Origin of the sequence: Veillonella sp. HPA0037 (genome assembly GCF_000411535.1) — a bacterium.
GTDB lineage: Bacteria > Bacillota > Negativicutes > Veillonellales > Veillonellaceae > Veillonella > Veillonella atypica.
On sequence record NZ_KE150483.1, the window covers coordinates 1,409,778 to 1,434,819 of the forward strand.

A 25,042-nucleotide genomic window follows, 5' to 3' on the forward strand; every position below is an offset into this window, starting at 1 on the left:
AAGCTCCTTTATATTAATTATGCACCTTTGCGGGCAGTTTCTAGTTTGTTAAGTAAATCATACACGTTGACGCCGTGGATTTCAGCGGCTTGCCATAGTGGTTCCATCGTAGAGGATGGACAACCGAGGCAACCCATGCCGATGCTTTGTAGTACAGGTACTGTATTTGGATAGATGTCCACGATATCGCGGATGATTGTATCCGGTGTAATTGGTTGACCTGGTTCAAGGCGTGGCGTCTCAACCTCTGGATCATTGCCGTGACCTGGCAAGTTAACAATAGGTTCTGCTGCTTTTACTTCTGTAGGAGCCCCTTCAAGGTCGCCTAGTACAGCTTCTTTGAAAGCCTCTAAGCCGATGCGGTCGATGAATTCACCCATTCGTTCGATTTGTGCATTTGCTTTGTAATATTCGATGATGCGGTCCACAAGTGCAAGGGCTTCTTTTTCTGTTGTTACCTCTGCAATGAGGTCGCCAATGCGTGGATGCGCACCGCCGCTGCCGCCAGCGTAGACGCTCCAGCCCTCAACAGAACCGATAACGCCAACGTCCTTCATGCGGCTTTCAGTACAAGAATTAATGCAGCCGGACACGCCGATTTTCATCTTGCTAGGCATTTCTTGGGACAAATATTTGCGTTCCAACTGCATGCCAAGATGCACGCTGTCTTGTTTAGCCCGTTTACAGAACGTTGTGCCTGGGCAAATCTTGACGCTGCGCACGCGGTTGGACACCATGTACGCCGGCTCCATGCCGAGCATGTCCCACGCTGCGTCTACGTCCTCAGCTTTCAAATTCGTAATCATAATGCGTTGGCTGCCAGTTAATTTAAGAACAGCGCCAAATTTGTTCGCCACATCAATGTATTTTTGCAATTGATCTGGTTGAATAAAACCCGCTGGAATGCGCGGTGTAATAGCATAACGGCGTTGGCCGTTTTTAATTCGTTGTAAATTTCCTGCGATTTGAGCCATTGTAATCCCCTCTAAATTGTAATGAACTACTTATATTCTATCATATATTTTCACTGTGAAAGTCTCTATTAGCACATGCTAGAGATGATGCGTTTCGACGGTGATGTACGTCCAAACGATACATGTTCTAGAGAGCTAGTAAGAGATCGTTATGAAATGATTGTTATCATCATTTCAAATTACATATACTAGTATAATTCATTTTACAATAAAATAATGTGTCCCAAGCTACAAAAAAGCAAAAATTTTTGACACTGTTTCACGTGAAACTAAATACAAAAGTACGGCCCTAAACCTTGATTTGGGGCCGTTTTTTCAGGGGTAAAAATATTATTCCTCTTTTTGAAACGAATTTGCTTGTCACGAGCCTCCTTTTGGAATGTATATAGGTGAAAGGAGGTGATCAGATGGCTGAACTAAAACGCACAAAGTTAGTGTTACGTTTTAATATCGGTACGGAAGAAAAACCGAAGTACAAAGACGTCACTTTCACACGCGTCGCTGAAGAAGCTACTGATGATGCGGTCAAAATCGTCGGTACCGCATTGGCTGGTCTCTATGAGAACACCATTGCTGACGTAATACGCGTCAACGAAGTATCCCTTGGTCATTAATGTGCTTTTACTCATAATAGTTAGCACATAATGGCTGCGTGAAGGTTCGTAGTAATCCAAACCCTGTGGACCTATCGCGATCATTCCCATCCTTATGTATATGAATTAGAAAGGAGTGCCCAACATGGCTGATAAACGTGTGGTATATCTTAAATTTGCTACAGTCGATGGTAAAAGCGCATCGATCACAATTAGTGGACCTCGCACTGGCCTTACTTTGGAACAAGCTAAAACGGCAGCTAATGCGCTAGTAGCGAACAAGGTAATCTTAGGCTCTGGCGACGCTCCATTGGCAAGCTTTACCTCTGCCAGTGAAGTATCTACGCAAAGTAAAGATTTGCAATAAAACAACATATCGCTAATGTATAGATAATTCTATCCCGTCTGTGCCTAGCATAACTATCGCTGTTATGCGATGAATATCTTATCCCTGGTCATATGATAGCCTCGGAACCTGTCATATGACGCCTCCCAGCGGGCCGCTCTTCGGAGTGGCCCGTTTTGTTGTATAATGAACCTAGAATTATCTTGATGTAGGAGGAACGATGAAGGTTCTATACGATACAATTTTGAAAGCAACTTATACAGGCCGTCCCAATCGTTTTGTGGTGACCTTGGATCTTAATGGTGAAAGCGTACTTGCTCATTTACCAAATCCAGGTCGTATGTGGGAATTGTTATTTACTGGTGTCACGATGTATATCGTGCCCCACGACAAACCTGATGCGAAGACGAAGTACCGCGTTGTAGGTATTGAGCGCGACGGTGTGGTTATTATGCTCGATACGAACTACAGCAATGATGTGGCTCAGCATTTGATTGAAAACAAACTCATTCCTGGCTGGGAACAATGGCGCGTCGTACGTCGCGAATATACGGTAAAACTACATGGGGCGACATCACGCTTTGATTTACTCCTCACTAACGACGATGGTGAAGAATTCCTATTAGAGGTTAAATCCTGCACCTTGTTCTCCAAGACCGGTGCCATGTTTCCCGATGCTATTACAGAACGGGGACGCAAGCATTTATTGCACTTACGGGAACTTCAGGATGAAGGATATCATACGGGCGTGCTATTCCTTGTACAATGGGACCAAGCTAAGTGGTTCTTGCCAGACTACCACACGGATCTAGAATTCGCTATGACCTTTAAAGAAGTGGCACCATTGCTCGACTGGAAAGCCGTTGCTGTGGCGTGGGATGAGACTTTCACAATGCCTACCGTGACACGCGCTTGTACCTATCCGAGCTATGTTCTCGACAGCGAAGCGCACGATAGCGGCGTATACATCATGGTGATGCACCTTGACCATGAACTAGATCTCGAAATCGGCTCCAAGGGCATGATGCATTTTAATGCAGGATATTACATGTATGTCGGCTCCGCCAAGGCAAACCTTACGAAACGCATTGAGCGCCATAAGAGAAAACGCAAGAAAATGCATTGGCACCTCGACTACTTCCGCGGCCATTGCGAAATGATAGCGGCCGTGCCTATTCGTACGAGCGGACTACCCCTTGAAAGCTGGAGCCTTACTCATGAACCATACCCATCCATGCCGAGCATGCCAGATCCCGATGTAGACGTGAGCGTCGAATGTGCTTTGGCTGATGCAGTACGCGCCATTGCCGAATGGGACGTGCCAAAATTTGGCTGCTCCGACTGCGATTGCATGAGCCATTTGTTTGGTATGACTGAAAATCCAATACATAATAAGGCCTTTATGGACGTGGTAGAAGAATTTAGGATGAACCAGCTAGATTCCATAATTGTTGAGAATTAATAAAGTAGCATATTTGAGATGTGTTAGTAGTTATTTCCAAAATGGAAACAACTGCTGATGATATGATAAAAGGACGTGTAAATCAATTTGATTTGCACGTCCTTTATAGGTATTGAATTTGTGTAATTTATTATTCTATATTTTAATTTACCTATTAGGTAAATTTCTATTTACAACTTGTTACAAAGGAGTATAATAGAATTAACCTAATAGGTAAATTATTATAGATGGCCATTTATATTGTATCTAGTCTCGTTAGATAGAGAGTCGGTGAGGCTAGAAGATTACCATTAGCCAAGGAGATACGCATATGAAAATTTATAGGAGTAAGACCTTTATAGCGATTCCACCAGGCATGACTATTAAAGAAGTTTTAGAAAATAGACATATGACTCAAAAAGAGTTGGCTTCTCGTATGGATATGAGTGAGAAACATATTAGTAAATTGATTAATGGTGAAGTACCTCTAACACAGGATGTAGCGTTACGTCTAGAACGTGTATTTGGCGTAGATGCAAGTTTCTGGAATGGTTTAGAAGCTGGATATAGAGAGAAAATACTAAAGGTAGAGTATGAAGATTCTATTGATGAGGAAATAAATTTTGCCAAGCCTTTTGGGTATGCTAAATTAGCTCGGTTGGGCATTGTACCAGAAACTAAAAAGAAAGCGGAACAAGTTAATAATTTACAAAAGTTTTTTGAGGTAGCATCTTTGAAAACTGTGGCTGATGAAATGGTTATGCCTTTGGTATATGAGAATATAAAGGATATGGATAAAGCAAAACAGAGTGCTATTTATACATTGGTACAAATTACAAAAGGTGAATCTCGATTTGTGGAGGTAAATCCTTATGATTGTGAATTACTTAAAACCTTTATTCCTCAAATAAAAGAACTTTCACAAGAATCTTTGACTGTGGCTAAAGAGCCACTTAAAGATATGCTAGCGGCATCTGGTGTTATTATTGTATATTTGCCTATCATTGATGATATAACATCTACATGTATTACGTATTCTAAGGGGAATGCCATTGTATTGGGAATACCAACAGCTGAAAATAAGAATTTTTGGCACTTATTAGATGAAGCTTTAAAAGGTTTGGTAGAACGAGATCATCCTCATACGAGTCGTAAATATCGAAATAATGATCCTGTGACCGTAGTGAATTATTAAAAGGGAGAATAGGATATAACTAAGGCTAAGTATAATGCTCGGAGGGAATTATATGATATCTTTAGAAAATGCAATTACCGGAAATGTTATTGTATATCAAGCAGAGAATGAGTCTGTTTCCACCAATGTGTTATATAAAGATGAAACATTCTGGATGACTCAAAAGGATATGTCGAAATTATTTGATGTTAATCCACAAGCTATATCAAAGCATTTAAGCAATATTTATGCTGAAGGAGAGTTAGAAAAAATTGGAACTTGTTCCAAAATGGAACAAGTTCAAATAGAAGGCTTACGTACTGTAAAGAGGCTTACGGATTTTTATAATCTCGATGCCATCATTGCGGTAGGGTATCGTGTAAACAGTAAAAAAGCAACTCAATTCCGTATATGGGCTACGGGCGTATTGCGTGAATATATTATAAAGGGTTTTGCCCTTGATGATGATATGCTAAAAAATGGACGCGCATTTGGCCAAGATTATTTTAAAGAGTTGCTACGAAGAGTCCGTTCAATTCGTGCTAGTGAACGTCGTATATATCAACAAGTGACAGATATATTTGCAGCGTGTGCAATCGATTATGATGCACAATCACCTATAACTAGAGCGTTTTTTGGAACTATACAAAATAAGTTTCATTATGCTATAACTGGTCAAACTGCTGCAGAAATCATTCATAGTCATGCGGATGCTACAAAGGATCATATGGGGTTGACTACTTGGGAATCTGGGCCTGAAGGACGGATTTATAAGAAGGATGTAATCGTAGCAAAAAATTATTTATCTGTTGAAGAAATTGAACAACTAGAGCGGACAATAGCTTCGTTTTTTGATTATATAGAGCGTATTATCGAACGACGTGAAACATTTACTATGAAAGCCTTTATGGAAAGTGTTGATAAGTTTTTAGACTTTAATGAGTATCATATCCTAACAAACAAGGGTAATATTTCTATGACACAGGCTCAAAAGAAAGCTGTTAGTGAATATAAAGTGTTTAATACGCATCAGAAGGTAATTTCTGATTTTGATAAGTTTATAAAAGAACATAGTTAACAATGAACGAGAATATCCTCCATATAGGTCGCAAATATCGAAATAATGATCCTGTGACCGTAGTGAATTATTAAAAGAGTGAAAGTCTTAATCAGTATGTGTAAGTATAGTTAGATGAGCATATAATAAAAGGACGTGTAAATCAATTTGATTTACACGTCCTTTATATGTATTGAGACTTCTATATGAAGTTTATTTTTCTTCAATGGTTGTAGTGTGTTTCTTTTGTGTTTCTTTCATAATGATTGCTACCACTACGAGTACAGCTTCAAAGGCAACAACGACGATGTCTAGCGCAATCATATGGCCCCATGTGCTCGTGAGCCAACCCATGAATGGACCTGAGAAGAAAGAGAGGAAATAACTAGAAGCGCCTACAAGACCTGTAGCAAGACCAATTTGTTTATGGCTAACACCATCTTGTGCGATGGTATATCCAAGTACATAAATGGCATGAAGACCGATACCCATAATAGCACCAACGATATATAGTAATATGGATGCTTTAGGGATGAAGTGGAATATTAGAATACCGCAGATGGTATTTAGTAAAGCTAGTGCCACGATAGTTGGTTTACGACCAAATTTATCGGCGAAGAAACCTAGGATAACGCCGGAAAGGCCACCAATACCGTATACCATGCCAAAGAATTGGCCTGCTTCTGCGGCGCTAAAGCCTTTAAAGGTCATGAACAAATAAGGTCCCATAGAAGCAAAGCCCCAATAAGGTACAATGTTTAAGATTTGGATTAGAACAGCGAGCCATACAATTTTGTTAGTACCAACTGTCTTTACTGCTTCGATAAGATGCATACCTTTAACATCTGTAGAGCTATCAGTGTATTTTTTACGGAACCCAAAGTAGAGTAATGCACCGAACAGGGCTGTAACAATACCCATATTGAGTAGGCCTTGTGTCCAGTCTCCAGTTAAGGATAGACTATAGCCGTAATACGTAGGTCCAACATAAGCACCAATAGAGTAGAAGGTCATCATGAGACCATTGAGCATGGCTCGTGCAGCAGGGAAGATAGAGCCAGCAACAGAGTACATAACGATATTCCATATGCCTTCAGCCATGCCAAAGATGGTACGGGCTAAACCTACTTGAATAGCATCAGATGCTTTTGTAACGATTGCTGTCATAACACCTAAGAAAATCATACTAGATACGAGTAATCGTTTGCGCCCAAATCTATCTGCTAGATAACCTGCAGGAATATCGATGATGGCTTGTCCGAGTGTAAATATAGTACCAATGGTACCTACTTCAATAGGTGTTAATGCTAATTGAGCTGCGATGGCCTTTAAGCCTACGCTAAAGGATAGACGGTTAGCAGAATAGAAGGCATAACCTATAGCTAGTAGTAATAATTGTATCCAGATAATGGCTGGAATTTTGGGTAAGTGAAATTTTGAATTCTGATTATCCATATGTAACTCCTCTCTGTACATTCTATTTATAAAAGTCCATAGAATATAGAATAATGAATAAAAACAAAATTATTGTAACAAGGATAGATAGATTTTTAAATAGGTAATTACTATAGTGCAGGTATTCAATTCATAGTCGGATATTAGATTTATATTCATAATTGTGTTTAGGGATTATAATCCCTAAACGGATAAAAATATTGGTGAATTGGGATTGTAATCCTTAAACTTATTAAAATTGTGTGGAATTGGGATTATAATCCCTAAATATATATATGTGAAATAAAATCTGTAAGAATTAAAGTAGGCTTTCACTAAAAATCCTTATAACAATAGCGCTAAACCCACAAAAATGCTATAATAATATGATGAATTGTAATCAGTGTTAGTAAAATGAGGTGAGATTGTGGCAGACCAACAATGGTCCCATGGGAATATTCATCCCGTTCAGATTGATAAAGAAATGAAGAACGCCTATATCGATTATGCGATGTCCGTAATCGTAATGCGTGCTCTTCCAGATGTGCGCGATGGCTTGAAACCAGTACATCGTCGTATTTTGTACGCGATGCACGAAACAGGCATGACGCCAAATAAACCGTACAAGAAATCCGCTCGTATCGTCGGTGACGTACTCGGTAAATATCATCCACATGGTGATAGTTCCGTTTATGACGCAACGGTTCGTTTAGCGCAGGATTTCAATACGCGCTACCTCTTGGTAGACGGCCACGGTAACTTTGGTTCCATCGACGGCGATAGTGCCGCGGCGATGCGTTATACCGAAGTACGTATGGCGAAAATTACGCAAGAAATGCTCGCTGATATCGACAAGGAAACTGTTGATTTCATGCCGAACTATGATGAAAGCTTGCAAGAACCGACCGTATTGCCAGCGAAGATCCCAAATCTTCTCATCAATGGTTCCAGCGGTATCGCCGTAGGGATGGCGACCAATATTCCGCCGCACAACCTTAATGAGGTTTGTAATGGCCTTGAAATGCTCATCGATAATCCAGATGTAACTGTGGATGAATTGATGACGCAAATCAAAGGTCCGGACTTCCCAACTGGGGCGCTCATTTTGGGCCGGGAAGGCATTAAAAAAGCGTACTCCACAGGTCGTGGCAGCGTAAAAATGCGCGCTCGTGCAACCATTGAAGAAATGGCGAAGGGCAAGCATAAAATCGTAGTGACTGAGATCCCATACCAAGTTAACAAGGCTCGCGTTATCGAAACGATTGCAAACTTGAGCCGTGACAAGGTAATTGATGGCATCACAGCACTTCGCGACGAATCTGACCGTCAAGGTATGCGCATCGTTATCGAATTGCGCGCTGACGTGCAACCAGATATCGTTCTTAACAAATTATATAAACACACTCAACTTCAAGAATCTTTTGGCGTGATTATGCTAGCCCTCGTGGATGGTCATCCTCGCGTATTGAATTTGAAAGAAGTATTGGGTTACTACTTAGATCATCGCCTCGATGTTATCGTACGCCGTACTCAATTCGAGCTTAACAAAGCAGAAGCGCGTGCTCACATCTTGGAAGGCTTGTTGATCGCCCTCGACCACATCGATGAAGTTATCGCTACAATTCGCAGTTCCCAAACTGACGAAATTGCACGTAACGCATTGATGCAAAAATTCGGGCTTTCAGAAAAACAAGCGGTTGCCATCCTCGATATGCGTCTACGCCGTTTAACAGGCTTGGAACGCGAAAAAATCGAAGAAGAATACAAGGAATTGTTGGCATTGATCGAAGATTTGAAAGCTATCTTGGCTAGCGAAGCGCGTCAACGTCAAATCATCAAAGACGAACTAGAAGATATGAAGAAGAAATACGGCGACCCTCGTCGTTCTGAAATCACAATCGACACGTCCGACCTTGATGTAGAAGACCTCATCGCTGACGAAGAAATGGTTATTACCTTGACGAAACAAGGTTATATCAAACGCATGAACGCGAACGTATATCGCAACCAACATAAAGGCGGCGCTGGCGTTATCGGCATGAAGACGAAGGAAGACGATTATGTAACGCAAATTATGCATGTTCGTACGCATAATACATTGTTGTTCTTCACGTCCACTGGCCGTACCTATCGCCTCAAAGCATACGAAGTGCCAGAAGCAGGTTCCCGTAACTCTCGTGGTACCGCTATGGTTAATGTATTGCCACTTGCGGTAGGCGAATCCGTTACGACTATGATCGACCTCGAACGCATCCATGAAAATGTAAACTTATTCATGGTTACTGAGTTCGGTGTTGTGAAACGTACGGCTATCGAAGAGTACCGCAATATCCGTCGTTCCGGCCTCAATGCGATTAATCTTGACGAAGGGGACCGCTTGATTTGTGTTATCGTAACGACAGGCAACCAAGATATCTTGATTGGTACGAAACTTGGCATGGCCATCCGTTGCAATGAAGAAGACGTTCGTCTCATGAAACGCGCGGCTCATGGCGTTCGTGGTATCAAGTTGAAAACTGGCGACGTTGTTGTAGGCGCTGGTGTTCTTGATTCTGATGAAAGCGAAGCACAAGTGTTCACCATTTCCGAAGAGGGTTATGGTAAACGCAACGAAGCGGATGCGTACAATGTACAAAAACGCGGCGGCATCGGTACAAAGAACTTCCGCATTAACGACAAAACCGGCGATGTAGTAGCCGTTGAAGTCGTTCACAATGATGACGAAGTGATGCTCATTTCCGAACAAGGCAAAATTATTCGCTTTAACATGAATGACATTGCTGTGAAAAAAGGCAAAGCCATTTCTGGTGTGAAAACACAAAATCTCGACGAAGGTGATAAGGTAGCTAGTATTGCGGTAATCCCTGCATCTGAAATCGAAAGCGAAGATTAATATCGTACATGTCATATAGATTTATTTGTACTCTATATACAAAGTAACGAAAATATACTATATCTAACATAGATATGCACAATTGGCGATCACCTAAGTGGTCGCCACTCGTGTTATACAGGATGTGCATTTGTCCTGTATCTTAGGCCCTGCTATTGTGTAGGGGCCGAACTACAAGCATGCCCATATATAGTTAAATGAATAAAGGATTGAATAGGAGAGAATGATGAAAAAATGGTTAGCGGCCATTATGGCAGCAGGATGCATATTTTTCGGTGGCTTTGGCGTAGCTAATGCTGCTGATTGGTATTACGTTGATGCGGATACAGACGATTCCGCATGGTTTATCGACAACTCATCTGTGTTTAAAACAGATTCTATGGCTCGTATCTTGGTGAAAGCCAACAATGTAGAGGGTTATACCTATATCTACACCGTTGAAATTAACCGCCCAGATAGCACATGGACAGAAGTCAACGCAACCGTGTATAGCCAATCTGGCGTACCTTTGTTGAGCAGTAATGAAAAACAAAAACCTGTGAAAATTGAGAAAGATACAATAGGGGCAGAAGTAATGCAGGCCCTTTGGGGAAAATAAAATTTAGTAGAATGTATATGCTTATTTTTCTGAATATTAGCATTCTTATATAGCGTGATAGGAGTGGCAGGGCTCGAAAACCTCCACCGGCCGGGTCTGACTCCGGCCTGCGGCCTTCGCAGGGCCAAAGTCGGTTTTCGAGCCCTACCACTCCTTTTTCTATATAATGAATACAAAATCAGAAAAATAAGCATTTTTTATTCCACATAAATTTTATTTACCCAAAGGGCCGAGGGACGAGAGTAGGCAAAGTCGTTTTTTCGAACCTATCAATCCCTTTTCATAATCTATCATTTACACAAATTCAGAGAATTGAGTTCTTTTTATCTACAAAATTATTTTCCACAAAGGGCCGGAAAAGGGAGGATACCGGCCGGGTCTGACTTCGGCCTACGGCCTTTGCAGGGACATAAGTAGGGTGTGAGCTAACAGAGGAGCGGAGCGACGCATGGGAGCCACACATCACTTAGTCCTGAACGTAAGATTTCTAGAATCGAAATCCACAGTGAGGGTAAAGTCGGTTTTTAGACACCATCCATTTCCCAGCCTACCCTAGCAACATATTCAGAGCGAGGTTTCTTTTATTCTATATTAGTATTATTTTCTACAAAGGGCCGGAGAAGGAAGATATATTTTTATTTATTTATCGCCTAAATTGTATTAAAATTAGGGGAGAAATGTTCGCTTAGGGGAAAGGTGGTGTGGTATGCGTAGTTTTGATTATCGGCGGCTCGAGGATTGTCTGTGGGATGGTGAGGTTGTGTCGTTACTTTCACAGATTCACGAGTATAAGGGGCGGCAGGATTTGTTTGTGTCTCAGCGGCCTAGTAGTGTAGCGCGGTTGGTAGATATTGCGAAGGTGCAGAGTGTGGAGTCGTCGAACCGGATTGAAGGGATTGTGACGACGAAGGCTCGGATTCGGTCGTTGGTGGCGGATAAGACGACGCCCCGTAATCGGGATGAGGAAGAGATTATGGGGTATCGCGATGTGTTGAATACGGTACACGAAAATTACGAGTATATCGATTTGACAAGGCAAATTGTACTGCAGTTGCATCGTGATTTGTATGCGTATTCCCATAAGGGGATTGGCGGACAGTTTAAGAATGTGCAGAATTTGATTATTGAGCGGCTTGCAGATGGTTCTGATGTGGAGCGCTTTAAGCCCTTGGCACCATATGAAACGCCGGCTGCTATAGATGACATTTGCCATAGTATTAATGCGGTTCTTCAAGATAAATCGGTGGATCCATTGCTTGTGATTCCTGTATTTATACACGATTTTTTGTGTATTCATCCTTTCAATGACGGCAATGGGCGTATGAGCCGATTGCTGACGACGTTGCTCTTGTACCAAAATGGGTACATGATAGGTAAGTTCATTAGTTTAGAGCAAAAAATCGAGCGTACAAAGGACAGTTATTATGCGACGTTAGCTCAATCCGGCACAGGTTGGCACACAGGCGATGAGGATATAGTCCCTTTTGTCAAATACATGCTTCGCGTTATTTTGGCGGCCTATCGTGATTTTGAAAGCCGTATTGAACTGCTGACTACGTCGTTATCTGCAAAGGATCGTATTAAAATCATAATTAGTACCACTATTGGTAAGATTACGAAATCTGGAATTCTTGAGAAACAACCAGATATAGCTGTATCTACAGTTGAAAAAGCCTTGAAAGAACTTGTAGAAGATGGCTTTATTGAGCGACATGGTGTAGGACGAAGTACATTTTACGTAAAAGTATCGCAAAAAATTAGCTTTCACGCAAAATACATTTAATATATGGTATAATAAATTAAATTTGATTTTATACGAGGTGAAATATATGAAAAAATTACTAGGTACATGTTTAGCTGCTGCTGCAATTTGCGCATTCGGTTTCGGTTCTGCTAGTGCTGTTAACTGGCAAGTATTTGGTCAAGATAGTGCAGGTATTACTTGGTCTATCGATCAAGATAGCGTTCAAAAAAGCGATAAAACTGCAACTGTAATGATCAAAGCTCAAGACTCTGAAGGTTACCACTTCATCGCAACTGAAGAATTCAACCACAAAAAGAAAACTGTAAAAGACCAAAAGGTTGTATTATATAACCCACAAGGTTACGCAGAACGTGAAGATAAAGTTGATGGCAAAGATCGTCCAGTTGTTGCCGGTTCCCCATCCGAAGCAGTTTACAACTTCTTATGGCCACAACAAGCAAAACAAGGTAAAAAATAATATACACCTTATACGACAAAGCAGCTCGAAAGAGCTGCTTTTTTGTGCGTTTAGATGAGGTCTGTATTTTGTTTTGCAATTTAGTATAACGTAATATAGTATATCGTAATATACTATATCGTGTTATACTAAAGAAGATATAGATAGGATATTTGTTGCATAGCGTAATTTAGATTAACGAGGAGGTGCGATATGGTATTTGTAGGCCGTGAACATGAATTAGCTTCTCTGGAAGCGCAATATAATTCAAAACGTTTTGAATTGGCTATTGTGTATGGACGCCGTCGCGTGGGTAAGACGTATTTGTTGCACCACTTTTTGGCGTCTCATGATGGTGCGTATATGGTGGGCCTTGAGTCTGGTGCCAGTAACAATTTAGAGGCCCTTTCACAGGCCGTATATCGTGCAACGGGGATGATTGAAACCGGTAAATTACAGTCCACATTACCGAATTTTCCAACGATCACGGCGGCGTTGACCCATTTATTTGAGTATAGCTTAGACCATCGTTGTATATTTATTATCGATGAATATCCGTACTTGGCGGAATCGATTTCGTCCGTTTCGTCTGAGCTGCAGGCCTTGATTGATGCGTATAAAAATCGGTCTCAGTTAATGCTCATCTTGTGCGGTTCGTCCATGAGTTTTATGGAAAATCAGGTGCTAGGCCATAAGAGCCCTTTGTATGGTCGCCGCACGGCGCAGTATAAAATTAAACCGTTTACGTATATCGAGGCCCGTCAAATGGTACCTCATCTTTCCTATGAGGATAGTGCTATCGCCTTTGGTCTTACCGGTGGTGTGGCTGAATATTTATCATATTTTAGGGAAGAGAATTCTCTTGATGAAAGCATTATCTCCTTGTTTTTCACACCTACAGGACGTCTTGTGGATGAACCGTCGAGTCTGTTAAAGCAGGAATTACGAGAGCCGCGTCAGTATAATGCAATCCTTAGTGCTATCGCTAAGGGAGCCAGCCGTAATAACGAAATTGCTACTAAGGTAGATATGACGACGGGGGCATTGAATAATTATCTAAAAAGCCTTATTGATTTACAGATCATCGAAAAAATACATCCTGTTGAATCTAAGTCTAATAAAAGTATTTATACCATTAAAGATTCTATGTATACCTTTTGGTATCGTTTTGTAGAACCGAACCAAGGGGCCATTGAAAACTTTAATGGCAAACTTGTATACCATCAATACGTTAAACCTATGCTTTCACATTTCATGGGACCCGTATTTGAAACGATGGCAGCACAATATGTACAGGCGCGCATTCACCGAGGCTCAGTTCCGTTCTTGCCACAACAAATAGGTCATTGGTGGGGCACGGATAGTGCAACGAAAAAGCAAGTTGAAATCGATTTAGTGGCCATGGCGGACATACAAGCAGATCCCAATGCACGGCCTGTACGTCATTTATTAGTGGGCGAGTGCAAATGGAAAAATGAACCGGTTGGCCAAGATGTGCTGATATCACTCATGGAAAAAGCCCGTGTATTGCACGGTGAACCATACTATTGGCTATTTAGCAAACGAGGGTTTGGATTTGTCTCAGACGATGAACGGGTAGAGCTCATCGATGTACCGATGATGTATGAACTTTAAAGTTTCCTGTTTATGAAGTCCAATAATCTTTCAATTCCTACTAGCCTAGTACGTTGATTGATGGCCTCCTTATTTGTTATGCTAGTAATATAGGAGAAATTAAAACTTTCACAATAGGTATGATTATACAGAACGAGGAGGTCCTCATGTCCCAATTTGAATTTATCGACAAACGCGTGCCAATCGCGCTCGACAACCCGTCCATTTACCACGATATTTCGAAGTGTAAGAATTGCACCTTGTGCCGTCGTGCTTGCGCCGATGTGATGAGCGTGCTCGATTATTACGACCTCGAGGCGACTGGCGATGTGCCGGTGTGCATCCACTGCGGTCAATGTGCGGCTGCCTGTCCATTCGATTCCATGCATGCGAAATCCGAGCTTGATAAGGTGAAAGCGGCCATTGCCGACCCAGACAAGATTGTCGTTATCCAAACGGCGCCGGCTGTGCGCGTGTCCATCGGTGAAGGATTCGGCTTTGAACCAGGCACATTCTTAGAAGGCAAAATGGTAAGTGCTCTTCGCAAACTCGGTGCTGATTACGTAGTTGATACGAACTTTGGCGCGGACTTGACCATCATGGAAGAAGCGTCCGAGCTCGTGGACCGCTTGAAAAATGGCGGTACTATCCCTCAATTCACATCCTGCTGCCCTGCGTGGGTGCGCTTTGCGGAAATTTATTTCCCTGAACTCATTCCGAATTTGTCCAGCACCCGTTCTTGCATCGCCATGGAAGCGGCCATGATTAAGACGTACTTTGCTGAGAAAAAGGGCATCAATCCGGCGAACATCGTGTCCGTCAGTGTTAACCCTTGTACGGCGAAGAAGGCCGAAACTAAGCGTGTTGAGGAAAATGCGGCGGCTCGTTATTATGATGATGAAAGCCTCGGCATGGATACGGATATTTCTATTACTACACGCGAATTCATTCGTTGGCTCAACGACGAAGGTGTTGATTTTGAAAGCCTAGAAGATTCTCAATTCGATGATTTAATCGGTATGGAAACTGGTGCGTCCATCATCTTTGGTAATACGGGCGGCGTTATGGAAGCGGCTATGCGTACAGCGTACAAGCTCATCACTGATAAAGAGCCACCTCCATATGCATTGACTCACCTTGAAGACGTTCGCGGTATGAACGGCGTAAAAGAAGCGACCGTACAACTTGGCGATGACGTAACATTGTCTGTTGCTGTTGTACACGGCGGCAAAAATACCCGTGATTTCCTCAACGCTTTGAAAGAAAACGGCAAACACTATGACTTTATCGAAGTTATGGCTTGCCCAGGCGGTTGTATCGGTGGCGGTGGTCAACCACGCACTAAATTACCACAAGCTGTGAAAACAAAAGAAGCCCGTATTGGCGGACTTTACAAAGCTGATGAAGAATATAAATATGTGGCATCCTATGAAAACCCAGAAATCCAAGACCTATACAAAAACTTCTTGGGCGAACCACTAGGACATAAAGCACACGAACTACTTCATACACACTATACAGACCGTAGTGCACAACTAGGGGATCGCAAAGACGTGGTGCCTGAAACATGCCCTACATCACCTAAGTACAAAGGGTAGTTATAGTTAGACCCTATCAGCCCCTCAAAGCCGACACGCTACTGCGCTTACGCGGAGCCCGAAGTCGTTTTGAGGGGCCGATAGGGTCTTTCTCTATGTACGTTTGTACGGAGGTGATGTAGGGGCATTGTTTCTGGAGAAGAGAGAAAAACCTCCACGGCCTTGACGGCTGGCGTAGCCAGCCGATAAGTCGGTTTTAGAATACCATGGGGGCTTACTCTGTCTGCGTTTGCATAGAGGTACTGTGAGGGCATTGTTTTTCATTTATGGTAAGTAATTTACACGTATGTGATTGTATACTTGTCTTAAGGATGGTATTGTTATTATAAATTGATCGAGTTTTATGTACCGGGTTTGGTTAGGGTAGTTGTTTGTATTATATCGGGGATACGGAATATGATTGATGAACGGATTGTGGAGAATAATATTTTTAATTTTGCAACGAATGAGTTGTCGCAGGATGCTTTTATTTGTTGGTGTTTGAATTGGATTAATATGCCTGTTCGTGATGATAATGAAAGTGGGCGGCAGTTTGGGTCTCAATTTTTATCTCGTTTGTTGAACGGGGCTTATGATGTATCTGGTGTTAACCAGATATATATTTTTAGGCAGTTACTTAATATTGATGTGCTTGTATTGGTTCCAGAATTACAAGTAGCTTTAATTATTGAAGATAAAACATCATCACAGGAGCACGGTAATCAGATCAATCGATATAAATACTTGCTTTCAAAAACATTTGGATCGAATCAATACAATGGATTGGATATATATCAATATCTTTCAGATGATAAAAAGGAACAACAGCAAAAACGTGATGAGACTGCTTGCTGGGGCGCGGTGAATAGTATTCGATGGGCGTTACGAGATGAACCGGGAGAATTGGATTTGTCAAAGTATACGATTCATACGGCGTATTTGAAGACGGATTGGTTCAATGATGATGACTGGAATACGGTTCGAGAACTGGAGAAGGATCCAAAGGTTAATACCTATGTGGATGGGCCAGAGTTCTTATCCTTGTTACTGTCTTGTCGTGAGTGGAATAATCCAATTTTAATGAGTTTTGTAGACTATTTGAGTTCTAAAATTAGGGCTACTATAGAGCATAGCTGTTTTTGGGAACACTATGAGGATATTGATGGGCATATACGTTTTAATATTCAAGATACTGCGATTGCCCAACGGAGATTTTTGCAGACTGTATTTAATCAGCCAAATCATGAAGCACCATTTATGGCCGACTTGAAACAACATGTTGAGAATATTGACGATTTGTATGTATATGGTCGCATAGACGATGCGTCTCATACTCATACGATTCAGCATGGTAGCAGCTTTGGTACCCCTTGGTCTTTGATGCATTTTTGGACACGTTCTCTAGACCGAACTGTTGATGCCGATTATTGGGGCTTTCAAAATACAAATGAGGACAATTTAACCGTTAAACCATATATGTTTTGGCGTATTGATAAAATTAAAGAAGGCCCAGTTTTGAGTTTACGTTACTATACGTGGTGGGAAAAGGGCGCCGGTGATAATGGTGAAAGCAATACCTGCTCATATAAAACCCGTGTGTATAACTATATTAAAGATCGCATATTATCAGTAAAGAATATTTCTGATACTGTGAGGGCTATTGATGAATTATATAAAAGTGAGGCTGATACTGGGGATATATGCTCTGAAGGTAAATTATATAAGCAATATGAAAATATTCTCTTGCAATTTAAATTAAACAAGATACTAATTGATTGGAATGATGCGGATAAGCGTGCACAATTTATATCCTTAATGCGTGATTTAAATTCAGAATTAACGCAGGAGATCGAGGACGTGAAATGGGACCTTGTGCGTAAAGGGGTGCTAAAGTAGAGGTGACCTTATGACAGAGGAAGAGTTATATAATCGTTATCATGAAATACAATCAACATATGTAGAGGTTAGATTTATTGATGGAGAGTCATTAATAGGTAAGTTGGACTCTTTTGTTTCTGGTGTAAATAATGAGCCAGATGAGGCCTCGATATATGTTGGTTGTTATGAATTATTTGCTAGTGAAATTAGTGAAATAGTAGAGATCTCATGATGTATGAGTAATAGTAGTTAGCATTTATAATTTTAGGGATAGTAATAGCATAGATTATAAAAGACTCGTATCACAGCAAATGATACGAGTCTTTTATGTTTATGTATTTTATTCGTAATAGGAATCAGCTAATTGACCATCTTGGTCTTGGATGATCCAGTTATTGTTGTTTTTTACCATGGTTACATTGCCGGTGAATGTTTGATGTTTGATGCGGCCGTTAACGAGGTCTTTGCTTTCAATGCGATAGTTATATACAACGGCATCTGGTGAGACGGATACAGCTTTTGTTGAAAGTAATGTGGTGGATAGGGTTGATTTATATCCATTGCGCCAGTAGTCGTAGGTACCGAGGCTAGCACGTTGTTCATCAGAGAGGTACGTGTAGGCATTAGCAAAGTCTTTATTGGTTAGGTAGCGATAGTAGTTCTGCAACGCTTTTGTACTTTCTTCAACCGCATTATTTTGTGCCACTGATTGTGTATTTGTTGATGCTGGTTGTGGGGCAGGTGTAGCTTTCACAGATGAATTATTACTGTTAGTATTCGTAGAATAGTGGGTAGGTGTTGTATTGTTTATGGAATTAAAACTAGTAGCGATAGTAGCAGCGCTCAAGCCAATGCTTATGCTTATGAGTACGACATAGGCAATGATATACAACGCGGTAGATGTAGAGGTTGGTGACGGCCGGAGTCCATATTGTCGCTGGATATCTGGGGTGATTTGAATATAGGAGGTTTTTTCACCATAGTTATTAGTATATGTATCACCTTTGGTTAGCATTAAGATTAAGAACCAAATAGGTCCTACGATAGGAATAAAGTTGATAAGGAAGAACCAACCAGATTTATTGGTATCGTGTAGACGGCGGACGGTAATAGCTAAGCCTGGAAGTATTAATGCTAATTCGATAATACCTAGTAGGACATATAAGACGATAACAGTCATGATATTATTAGACACTAATTTAATGATACCCATTATGATAGGGATGATTGTTAGACAAAGAGAAATCATCAAATTATATCTGAAAAATTCGCTACGGCTGGCACGACCTTGAAATTCAGTATATTTCTTGGTGAGCACAAACGTAAGTGTATCTAATTCATTGAGTTCAAAAGGATCCCAGTCATAAACAGGACTGGTCTTTTGTGTTGGTGGAGTTCTTACTGCTTCTGGTGCAGTTGATGTGTTAGTAACTGGTGTTCCACAATTGCTACAGAATAATGTATTGGGCTCTAATGGGGTGCCACAATTGTTACATGTTAATTGTGCTTGAGGTTGGCCGCAAATACTGCAAAATTTAGCGCCCTCCGGTAAGGGGTTACCGCAATGTTGACAAATCATGATTCTCTCCTTGGCTTGTTTTGTATATGATAAGAATATATTTTAATTTTAACCCTATAAATCATAGTGCTTCAAGTGATTTAGTTTCGGAATTTTTTCTTAAATGTTTCTGAATTTTTCATCTTATTGAAATAGACTGCTTCTTTTGATTTTATGCAGTGACAAAGAATGTGAATTGGTTTGGCACTTGTTTTTGAATACGCATAATATAATCGATATCCATCAGCGGTTTCCATATGATAAATAGGGAATCCTAATGAATTGATTTTACTATTATGAATGGCATCAATTTGTGTTGGATCATCGGTTACGTATAGGCGGGTAAGCATTACCATAATATTTTTACGCACTCTTTTATTAACACTTGTATAATCTGCCAAGAACTGTTTCTCTAGTTCAAATTTTTCGTAAATTTCTTGTAAATCCTTAGCATCATTTAGACGCTTTGGATCGTTTTCATATGCTTTTTCATCTTCCGCCATCAATTGTAGCTGCGTTTCTAGCTCATGGATTTTTTGTGCCGATTGATTTTCTTGGTCCGTCATCCGTTGTTGGAGCGATTTATTTTTCTCTTCGAATTCATAGCTACATTTTTGGTAATAAGTAGATTCCTCTTGTAATGATTTATTTTGTGCTTTTAATTCTTTATTACGGGCTTTAAGTGCATCGGACTCTTTAATTTGTGCTTGATATTGCTTTTCTATATGTTTTCGATTTTCTTGTACCGTATTTAGCTGTTGCGACATTACTTTAATCTGCTCTTTTAAATCATCCACAACATGTTGGTCTGTATGACTTGGATTTGCTTGTTGTTTTTGTAATTCCTTTTCCAGCTTTTGCTTAGCCGCTTCTATTTTTTGAGCTTTTTCTTGTGAAAGCGTTAAATCTTTGGAAAGAATTTTTACCTTATCATTTAATTGGATAATTCGGTATTGGTTATTTTGATACTCTTGATATTCAATGGAATCACTGGTAATCCATAAAGGCGCTCCATTTTCGTCGACGGAGAAGCTTTTACCATAAATCGTCATAGCGATGAATACAACAACAGACATCATGGCAGATGTTAATTTTCCAGAGGTTTTAATGAAGGAGTAAATAGAATAGCCACCCAATGCGCACCAACCAATCGGTCCTGCAATGATAGAAACACCTTTGGCCACGCCGGTATAGACGGCAAAGGGAAGGGTGATGCCTAGGAAACTCGTAAATATGGCATGGATGATTGTATTGATAGCGATGTAAGCCCCAAAGGAACTACCGACGGTGATAAGTGAACCAATACCTATGCCAGATTTTAAGAAACTATTACGCAAGACCTCACCACTTAGATGATCCGTTTGTAAGGATTGTTTTATTAACTCTTTTCGGTCAGATGATAAACTATCGAGCTCTATATCGAGTTGACGAATCATTTCATTGCGCTCTTCATCACTTTGTTTTTCTAGGCTAGAAATGATGGATTGCAGTGTTTTTTGGTAAATAATATCCGCCTTTTGCTCGACAGTTAACTCTTCATTAATGGAAGAATCTGTTTTAGCGGCACTTGCAATGATTTTATTAGATAATAGGGCTAGACTGCTATCTGGTATATCTAACTCCTCGCGAACCTCATCAATAAATAATGTATAGAGTTGCTCTTGAGAATAACTTTGTAATGCGCGAATCTCTTCTTTAATTTTATTGTTGATATCTTGATGATTTTCTTTACTTTCACGGTCGATATCATCATTGGTTTTATTAGTTTTTCCAAAGAAACTCATAACCGAGTTGAAAGCTTTTTTCCCCGTAGTTACAGTGTTATTGAATTTATCTGAGAAAATATTCTTCATCGTTTGCTGGCGAAGCAACGCGATTAAATAGGACAACTCCTCTTTAGAGGCATTTTGTAAGCCGTCAAACAGTGTAGGTGCCTGATGATTTTTATAAGTAAATTTATTAGTAGCCATTACGTAACCCTTCCCTTATACATTCATAAAACCTTCATATTTTATATAGTATCATACAACAACCTTTCGGAAAATCGTTTATGTGAACGCTTTGATATCACTTACTATTTATTGTATATAGTTAAAAAAACAGAGTTGATATACGGAGTAATGTAGATATACTATAAACACAAAAAACTCTACCCTAGATCTCCTAAGGTAGAGTTTTCATTTATAAATCTCTATAATACGATGCTTATTGTATCGCATGTTTGTTTGCTATATAATGAGCCTAAGATAGTTAGACGAGGTTGGGTCTCTCTTCGTTTTTGAAGGGAGGGGTAAGCCTATGAGTGATTATGAAATCATTATGCTCCTATTACAGGTGATGACCGTAGTCATCGCCTTTGGAGCGTTGATAGCGCTTATTTGCCTAGGAAAAGACAAATAGCCCTTCGTTATCTTTGATAATTTGATAACTGAAAGGCCATTTCTACATGTTTATGTAATTTAGAGATGAGCCTGACGTATCCACTCGTCTGACTATCTTCTTTTATTATAACGGCGATTTCATTCATCGTCAAATATAGATGATATATGGAGTTTTAGTATATAGTTTGTTATATAGGAGGTACTATGCGTCACGTTACGATTAGTACAACAGGTGTATTTAATACGATTCGGTCGTCCTTGTTCCCGCCGATAGAGGGGAAGGAAACGACGACGTTTTTGCTTGGCTTGGATTTTAATACAGGCAGGATCATCCCATTTTATGATGAGGAGCAAGACGATGTGGTTGTCAATGGTCCTCATGTTGAGCTGGAACGGCAGTGGATTCGAGCGTTCGTCAAGGCCGTGTGTGTGGAAATGGGCAAGTCCTTTGAGGCGTGTTGCAATGCGTTCTTGTTTTCTTTGCCCAAGATAAATGGCGCTACTTTGAAGGCAAACATGGTAACCTCTGAGACTTACCAATTGCCGTAGACCCAGAGGCGATACAACCTACATTAACCGAGTGGTTAACAAATTATACACCGAAATTTTTTACCATTGAAGAGTACAAGAAGGCACTGGTATCTTGGATGAGTTATGTATTCCATTAAATAATATTGTTTGAATAGTATATATGCATGAAAATAGCCAGTATCTTTGAAGAGAGGTACTGGCTATATCTATGGATTATATAAATTGGCTATTGCATTGAAATTTGTGTTGTGTTAAAACAGTTTAAAACATGTTATGTAGAAAGGCGATATATATGAAACAGTATTTAAAACAATTTGCTACATCAAGATGGTTCGATTTAATCGGTGTGGTACTCGTAGTTGGCATTGCAATTTCTGCAGGGTATCTTAATTCTCGACTTGAGAAATTTGTAGATTGGGGACCATGGACTGCGTTAGTTCCATTTGGCCTTATTTCTGTTATCAATGTTGGTATTTCTATGTTGTCTACACGATTTACTGGTCAATTGAACAAATGGGGTAACTATCTTGGCATTGTTAATACTGTGTTATCAGGTGTAATTGATTTTATTCTTGGCAATAAAGCAGCGATTATTACGTATCCTGTTACCTTTATTATTTATACATTTGCTATAAAAAAATGGAAAGCATCGCATGATGGGATTCCTAATACGATGAGTCCATCACAAAAACGAAGGGTAGGATCTATGATTACCGTGATGGCTTTTATTTTTTCTATTATAGCTAACTTTATAGGGTTTAGCGGGCATATTAATTTCTTATCGATTCTTACAACGATTGTATTTGCCTTATCTCTCATCGCTAATCTATTTAACGCTCTAAAATTAAATACGCAATGGCCATTTTGGATGGTCTATAATATCGTTCAGCTTCTAAAAGCATTCACTCAAGGAAATTTTGCCAATGTTGGTAAATATGTATTTTATATTCTTAATGCCATTGGTGCATTGCTAGTTTGGAATGATAAAGAAGCGAAATAAACATTTTGTTTGTATTTAGATTTATAGCCAGTATCTCGACAATGAGGTACTGGCTATTTTATGTATAGACAGGCTATAATGTTTATAAAATAAAAGCTTGATGAGGTGCATAGATTGGGGATTAGCATTGATGGTTATGTCTAAGAGGTGATTCTATTGAAACATTTGCTTGTAAAACTCTTATTAAGCTCTATTCTTATCCTTAGTTGTATAGGGCAAACTGCGTTTGCCAAAACTGATGATGCAGGTGTTTTAGCCGGATTAGAATCTAATTCGGATATGTACTCTTATTTGAATCATTACCATTATTCTTTATGGCTAGCAGATCATCGTTATTCTAGTCATGATATGTACATCTCTGCGGACCAATCAGTTATTATTTCATTATGGGATTATAGCACACCACCAAGTATGATATATATTACAAAATCAGGATATGCTACCAATAAAGGGGCCATGGTAGGTATGACGCGTAGTGAAGTGGAATCTCTTTATGGACCGCTTCTTGAGGATACTGAATGGGGCCGTCCGGCAGAGCCATATGGCGACATCTACCATGGTTATGATACATATACAGGGTACTATGTGGGCGAATACGTAGGTTATCACAATGAAGGCTTATCTTTTGTGTTCAATAAGTATACAAATCGAGTCGTATTGATTCGGTACCAACGTGATCGACATGGAAATAGTAATGTATTGAGTGATGTAAAAGAATATAACTTACTACCTTATTTACTATAGTGAATAGTATAATGTAGATATGAAAAGAAACCTCTACCTAGAATTTTTAGGTAGAGGTTTATCTATAAATCGGTATAATACGATGCTTATTGTTTCGTATGTTTGTTTGCTATATAATAAGCCTAAGATAGTTAGACGAGGTTGGGCCTCTCTTCGTTATTGAAGGGAGGGGTAAGCCTATGAGTGATTATGAAATCATTATGCTTCTATTACAGGTGATGACTGTTGTTATCGCTTTTGGAGCACTGATAGCGCTTATTTGCCTTACAAAAAGCAAATAGCCCTCCGTTACCGCTTGGTAGCTAGATAAACGAAAAGGCCATTTCCTAAGTAAATTAATTTTCGAGATGAGCCTGACGTTACGACTCGTCTAGCTATCTTCTTATATTATAATAAGGTTATGATATATCGTCAAATTAAGATGAATGAGCGAGTGAGGTATAGTGTTTCTAACTATAATCTCTAAGAGGAGTGTTTTATGTTAAAACGTATTTTTATAATGTTAGCAGTAGCGCTAGCTTTCACCATACCTAGCCAAGCTATATCGATACAGGAACTCAAGTCATCACCGCAGTTTAAGGTGATTTATGAGGTAACGCCTGATGGTCCTAATGCAGATGAGCATACTACATGGTATTTAGATACGAAATCCATAGAGGTATTAGAGTATGCGCCACCTATGTATAAAATTAAAGCCACGGTATATAATGCGTACCAATCGCCGCGGAAAAATGTTATTTATAGTGATTCCTGGATTGTATCCTATGATACTCGTTTGTCACTGGCAAGTCAGGTATATCGCGCGAAACAAGCGGGTGCTTCGTTGACGACAGTTATTGATGCGGCACAGACGAAAACCGGTATGACGGGCACTGAGGAACCATTGGGGAAATTCTCTTTTGACGGACAGTCCCTGCCGGTTCAGGTGAAAGCCTCGACTCGTGCTATTGTGCGCATGGCGCCTAATACAACACGCTATGATATAGCAGATACATTATTCTATGAAGCGTATCGTATGCATTTTGAGGATGTGGTGGTGAAATGAGGC

At 40.1% G+C, this 25,042-nt stretch carries 21 protein-coding genes; 17 read left to right on the forward strand and 4 right to left on the reverse strand.

What is annotated here, in order from left to right:
* Window positions 1-17: 17 nt before the first annotated feature.
* On the reverse strand, window positions 18-974 hold the full coding sequence (locus tag HMPREF1477_RS06395; protein WP_016476268.1) for a DUF1858 domain-containing protein: 957 nt from the start codon (window positions 972-974) through the stop codon (window positions 18-20).
* A 407-nt stretch (window positions 975-1,381) separates the two neighbouring features.
* Between HMPREF1477_RS06395 and HMPREF1477_RS06400 the strand changes: the two genes are divergently transcribed.
* From HMPREF1477_RS06400 to HMPREF1477_RS06420, 5 genes are all read left to right on the forward strand, one after another.
* Window positions 1,382-1,588: a DUF1659 domain-containing protein gene (locus HMPREF1477_RS06400; protein WP_005375915.1), complete on the forward strand. Its 207-nt coding sequence runs from the start codon at window positions 1,382-1,384 to the stop codon at window positions 1,586-1,588.
* A gap of 124 nt (window positions 1,589-1,712) precedes the next feature.
* Entirely contained in the window at window positions 1,713-1,934 is a 222-nt protein-coding gene (locus HMPREF1477_RS06405; protein ID WP_016476269.1) for a DUF2922 domain-containing protein, read from the forward strand.
* Window positions 1,935-2,133: 199 nt separating this feature from the next.
* Window positions 2,134-3,375, forward strand: a complete 1,242-nt coding sequence (sfsA, locus tag HMPREF1477_RS06410) for a DNA/RNA nuclease SfsA (protein ID WP_016476270.1) — start codon at window positions 2,134-2,136, stop codon at window positions 3,373-3,375.
* 310 nt (window positions 3,376-3,685) lie between these two features.
* Window positions 3,686-4,549 carry a HigA family addiction module antitoxin gene (locus tag HMPREF1477_RS06415; protein ID WP_016476271.1) on the forward strand — a complete coding sequence of 288 codons (864 nt, stop codon included), beginning with the start codon at window positions 3,686-3,688 and terminating at the stop codon, window positions 4,547-4,549.
* A 52-nt stretch (window positions 4,550-4,601) separates the two neighbouring features.
* The gene (locus tag HMPREF1477_RS06420) at window positions 4,602-5,606 is read left to right on the forward strand and encodes a virulence RhuM family protein (RefSeq protein ID WP_016476272.1); all 1,005 of its coding nucleotides are present in this window, start codon (window positions 4,602-4,604) and stop codon (window positions 5,604-5,606) included.
* A 192-nt stretch (window positions 5,607-5,798) separates the two neighbouring features.
* On the opposite strand, the gene HMPREF1477_RS06425 is transcribed toward HMPREF1477_RS06420, so the two are convergent.
* Window positions 5,799-7,040, reverse strand: a complete 1,242-nt coding sequence (locus HMPREF1477_RS06425; RefSeq protein ID WP_016476273.1) for an MFS transporter — start codon at window positions 7,038-7,040, stop codon at window positions 5,799-5,801.
* Window positions 7,041-7,446: 406 nt separating this feature from the next.
* Here HMPREF1477_RS06425 and gyrA point away from each other — a divergent pair, with 406 nt between their 5' ends.
* The 8 genes from gyrA to HMPREF1477_RS06465 all read left to right on the forward strand — a co-directional run bounded on the left by gyrA (window position 7,447) and on the right by HMPREF1477_RS06465 (window position 18,012).
* On the forward strand, window positions 7,447-9,912 hold the full coding sequence (gyrA, locus tag HMPREF1477_RS06430; RefSeq protein ID WP_016476274.1) for a DNA gyrase subunit A: 2,466 nt from the start codon (window positions 7,447-7,449) through the stop codon (window positions 9,910-9,912).
* A 226-nt stretch (window positions 9,913-10,138) separates the two neighbouring features.
* Complete coding sequence (locus HMPREF1477_RS06435; RefSeq protein ID WP_009660658.1) at window positions 10,139-10,510, forward strand: hypothetical protein; 372 nt, start codon at window positions 10,139-10,141, stop codon at window positions 10,508-10,510.
* A gap of 706 nt (window positions 10,511-11,216) precedes the next feature.
* The gene (locus HMPREF1477_RS06440) at window positions 11,217-12,293 is read left to right on the forward strand and encodes a Fic family protein (RefSeq protein ID WP_016476275.1); all 1,077 of its coding nucleotides are present in this window, start codon (window positions 11,217-11,219) and stop codon (window positions 12,291-12,293) included.
* A 46-nt stretch (window positions 12,294-12,339) separates the two neighbouring features.
* Entirely contained in the window at window positions 12,340-12,732 is a 393-nt protein-coding gene (locus tag HMPREF1477_RS06445; protein WP_005381651.1) for a hypothetical protein, read from the forward strand.
* 192 nt (window positions 12,733-12,924) lie between these two features.
* On the forward strand, window positions 12,925-14,346 hold the full coding sequence (locus HMPREF1477_RS06450) for an ATP-binding protein (protein ID WP_016476276.1): 1,422 nt from the start codon (window positions 12,925-12,927) through the stop codon (window positions 14,344-14,346).
* Between the two features lie 146 nt (window positions 14,347-14,492).
* A complete protein-coding gene (locus tag HMPREF1477_RS06455; RefSeq protein WP_016476277.1) occupies window positions 14,493-15,923 on the forward strand; it encodes a [FeFe] hydrogenase, group A in 1,431 nt (476 codons plus the stop codon).
* Between the two features lie 396 nt (window positions 15,924-16,319).
* Window positions 16,320-17,798, forward strand: a complete 1,479-nt coding sequence (locus tag HMPREF1477_RS06460; protein ID WP_016476278.1) for a PD-(D/E)XK nuclease family protein — start codon at window positions 16,320-16,322, stop codon at window positions 17,796-17,798.
* A 10-nt stretch (window positions 17,799-17,808) separates the two neighbouring features.
* Window positions 17,809-18,012, forward strand: a complete 204-nt coding sequence (locus HMPREF1477_RS06465) for a hypothetical protein (RefSeq protein WP_016476279.1) — start codon at window positions 17,809-17,811, stop codon at window positions 18,010-18,012.
* Between the two features lie 108 nt (window positions 18,013-18,120).
* Here HMPREF1477_RS06465 and HMPREF1477_RS06470 read toward each other — a convergent pair whose 3' ends face one another.
* On the reverse strand, window positions 18,121-19,359 hold the full coding sequence (locus tag HMPREF1477_RS06470; protein ID WP_016476280.1) for a zinc-ribbon domain-containing protein: 1,239 nt from the start codon (window positions 19,357-19,359) through the stop codon (window positions 18,121-18,123).
* An 80-nt stretch (window positions 19,360-19,439) separates the two neighbouring features.
* Entirely contained in the window at window positions 19,440-21,308 is a 1,869-nt protein-coding gene (locus tag HMPREF1477_RS06475; RefSeq protein ID WP_016476281.1) for a hypothetical protein, read from the reverse strand.
* Window positions 21,309-21,923: 615 nt separating this feature from the next.
* On the opposite strand from HMPREF1477_RS06475, the gene HMPREF1477_RS06480 reads away from it, so the two are divergent.
* From HMPREF1477_RS06480 to HMPREF1477_RS06495, 4 genes are all read left to right on the forward strand, one after another.
* A complete protein-coding gene (locus HMPREF1477_RS06480; RefSeq protein WP_016476283.1) occupies window positions 21,924-22,268 on the forward strand; it encodes a hypothetical protein in 345 nt (114 codons plus the stop codon).
* A 274-nt stretch (window positions 22,269-22,542) separates the two neighbouring features.
* Window positions 22,543-23,250, forward strand: coding sequence for a nicotinamide mononucleotide transporter family protein (locus HMPREF1477_RS06485; RefSeq protein WP_016476284.1), 708 nt, complete (start codon window positions 22,543-22,545; stop codon window positions 23,248-23,250).
* Window positions 23,251-23,397: 147 nt separating this feature from the next.
* On the forward strand, window positions 23,398-23,994 hold the full coding sequence (locus HMPREF1477_RS06490; protein WP_232197167.1) for a hypothetical protein: 597 nt from the start codon (window positions 23,398-23,400) through the stop codon (window positions 23,992-23,994).
* Window positions 23,995-24,472: 478 nt separating this feature from the next.
* Complete coding sequence (locus HMPREF1477_RS06495) at window positions 24,473-25,039, forward strand: hypothetical protein (RefSeq protein WP_009660627.1); 567 nt, start codon at window positions 24,473-24,475, stop codon at window positions 25,037-25,039.
* Window positions 25,040-25,042 lie beyond the last annotated feature (3 nt).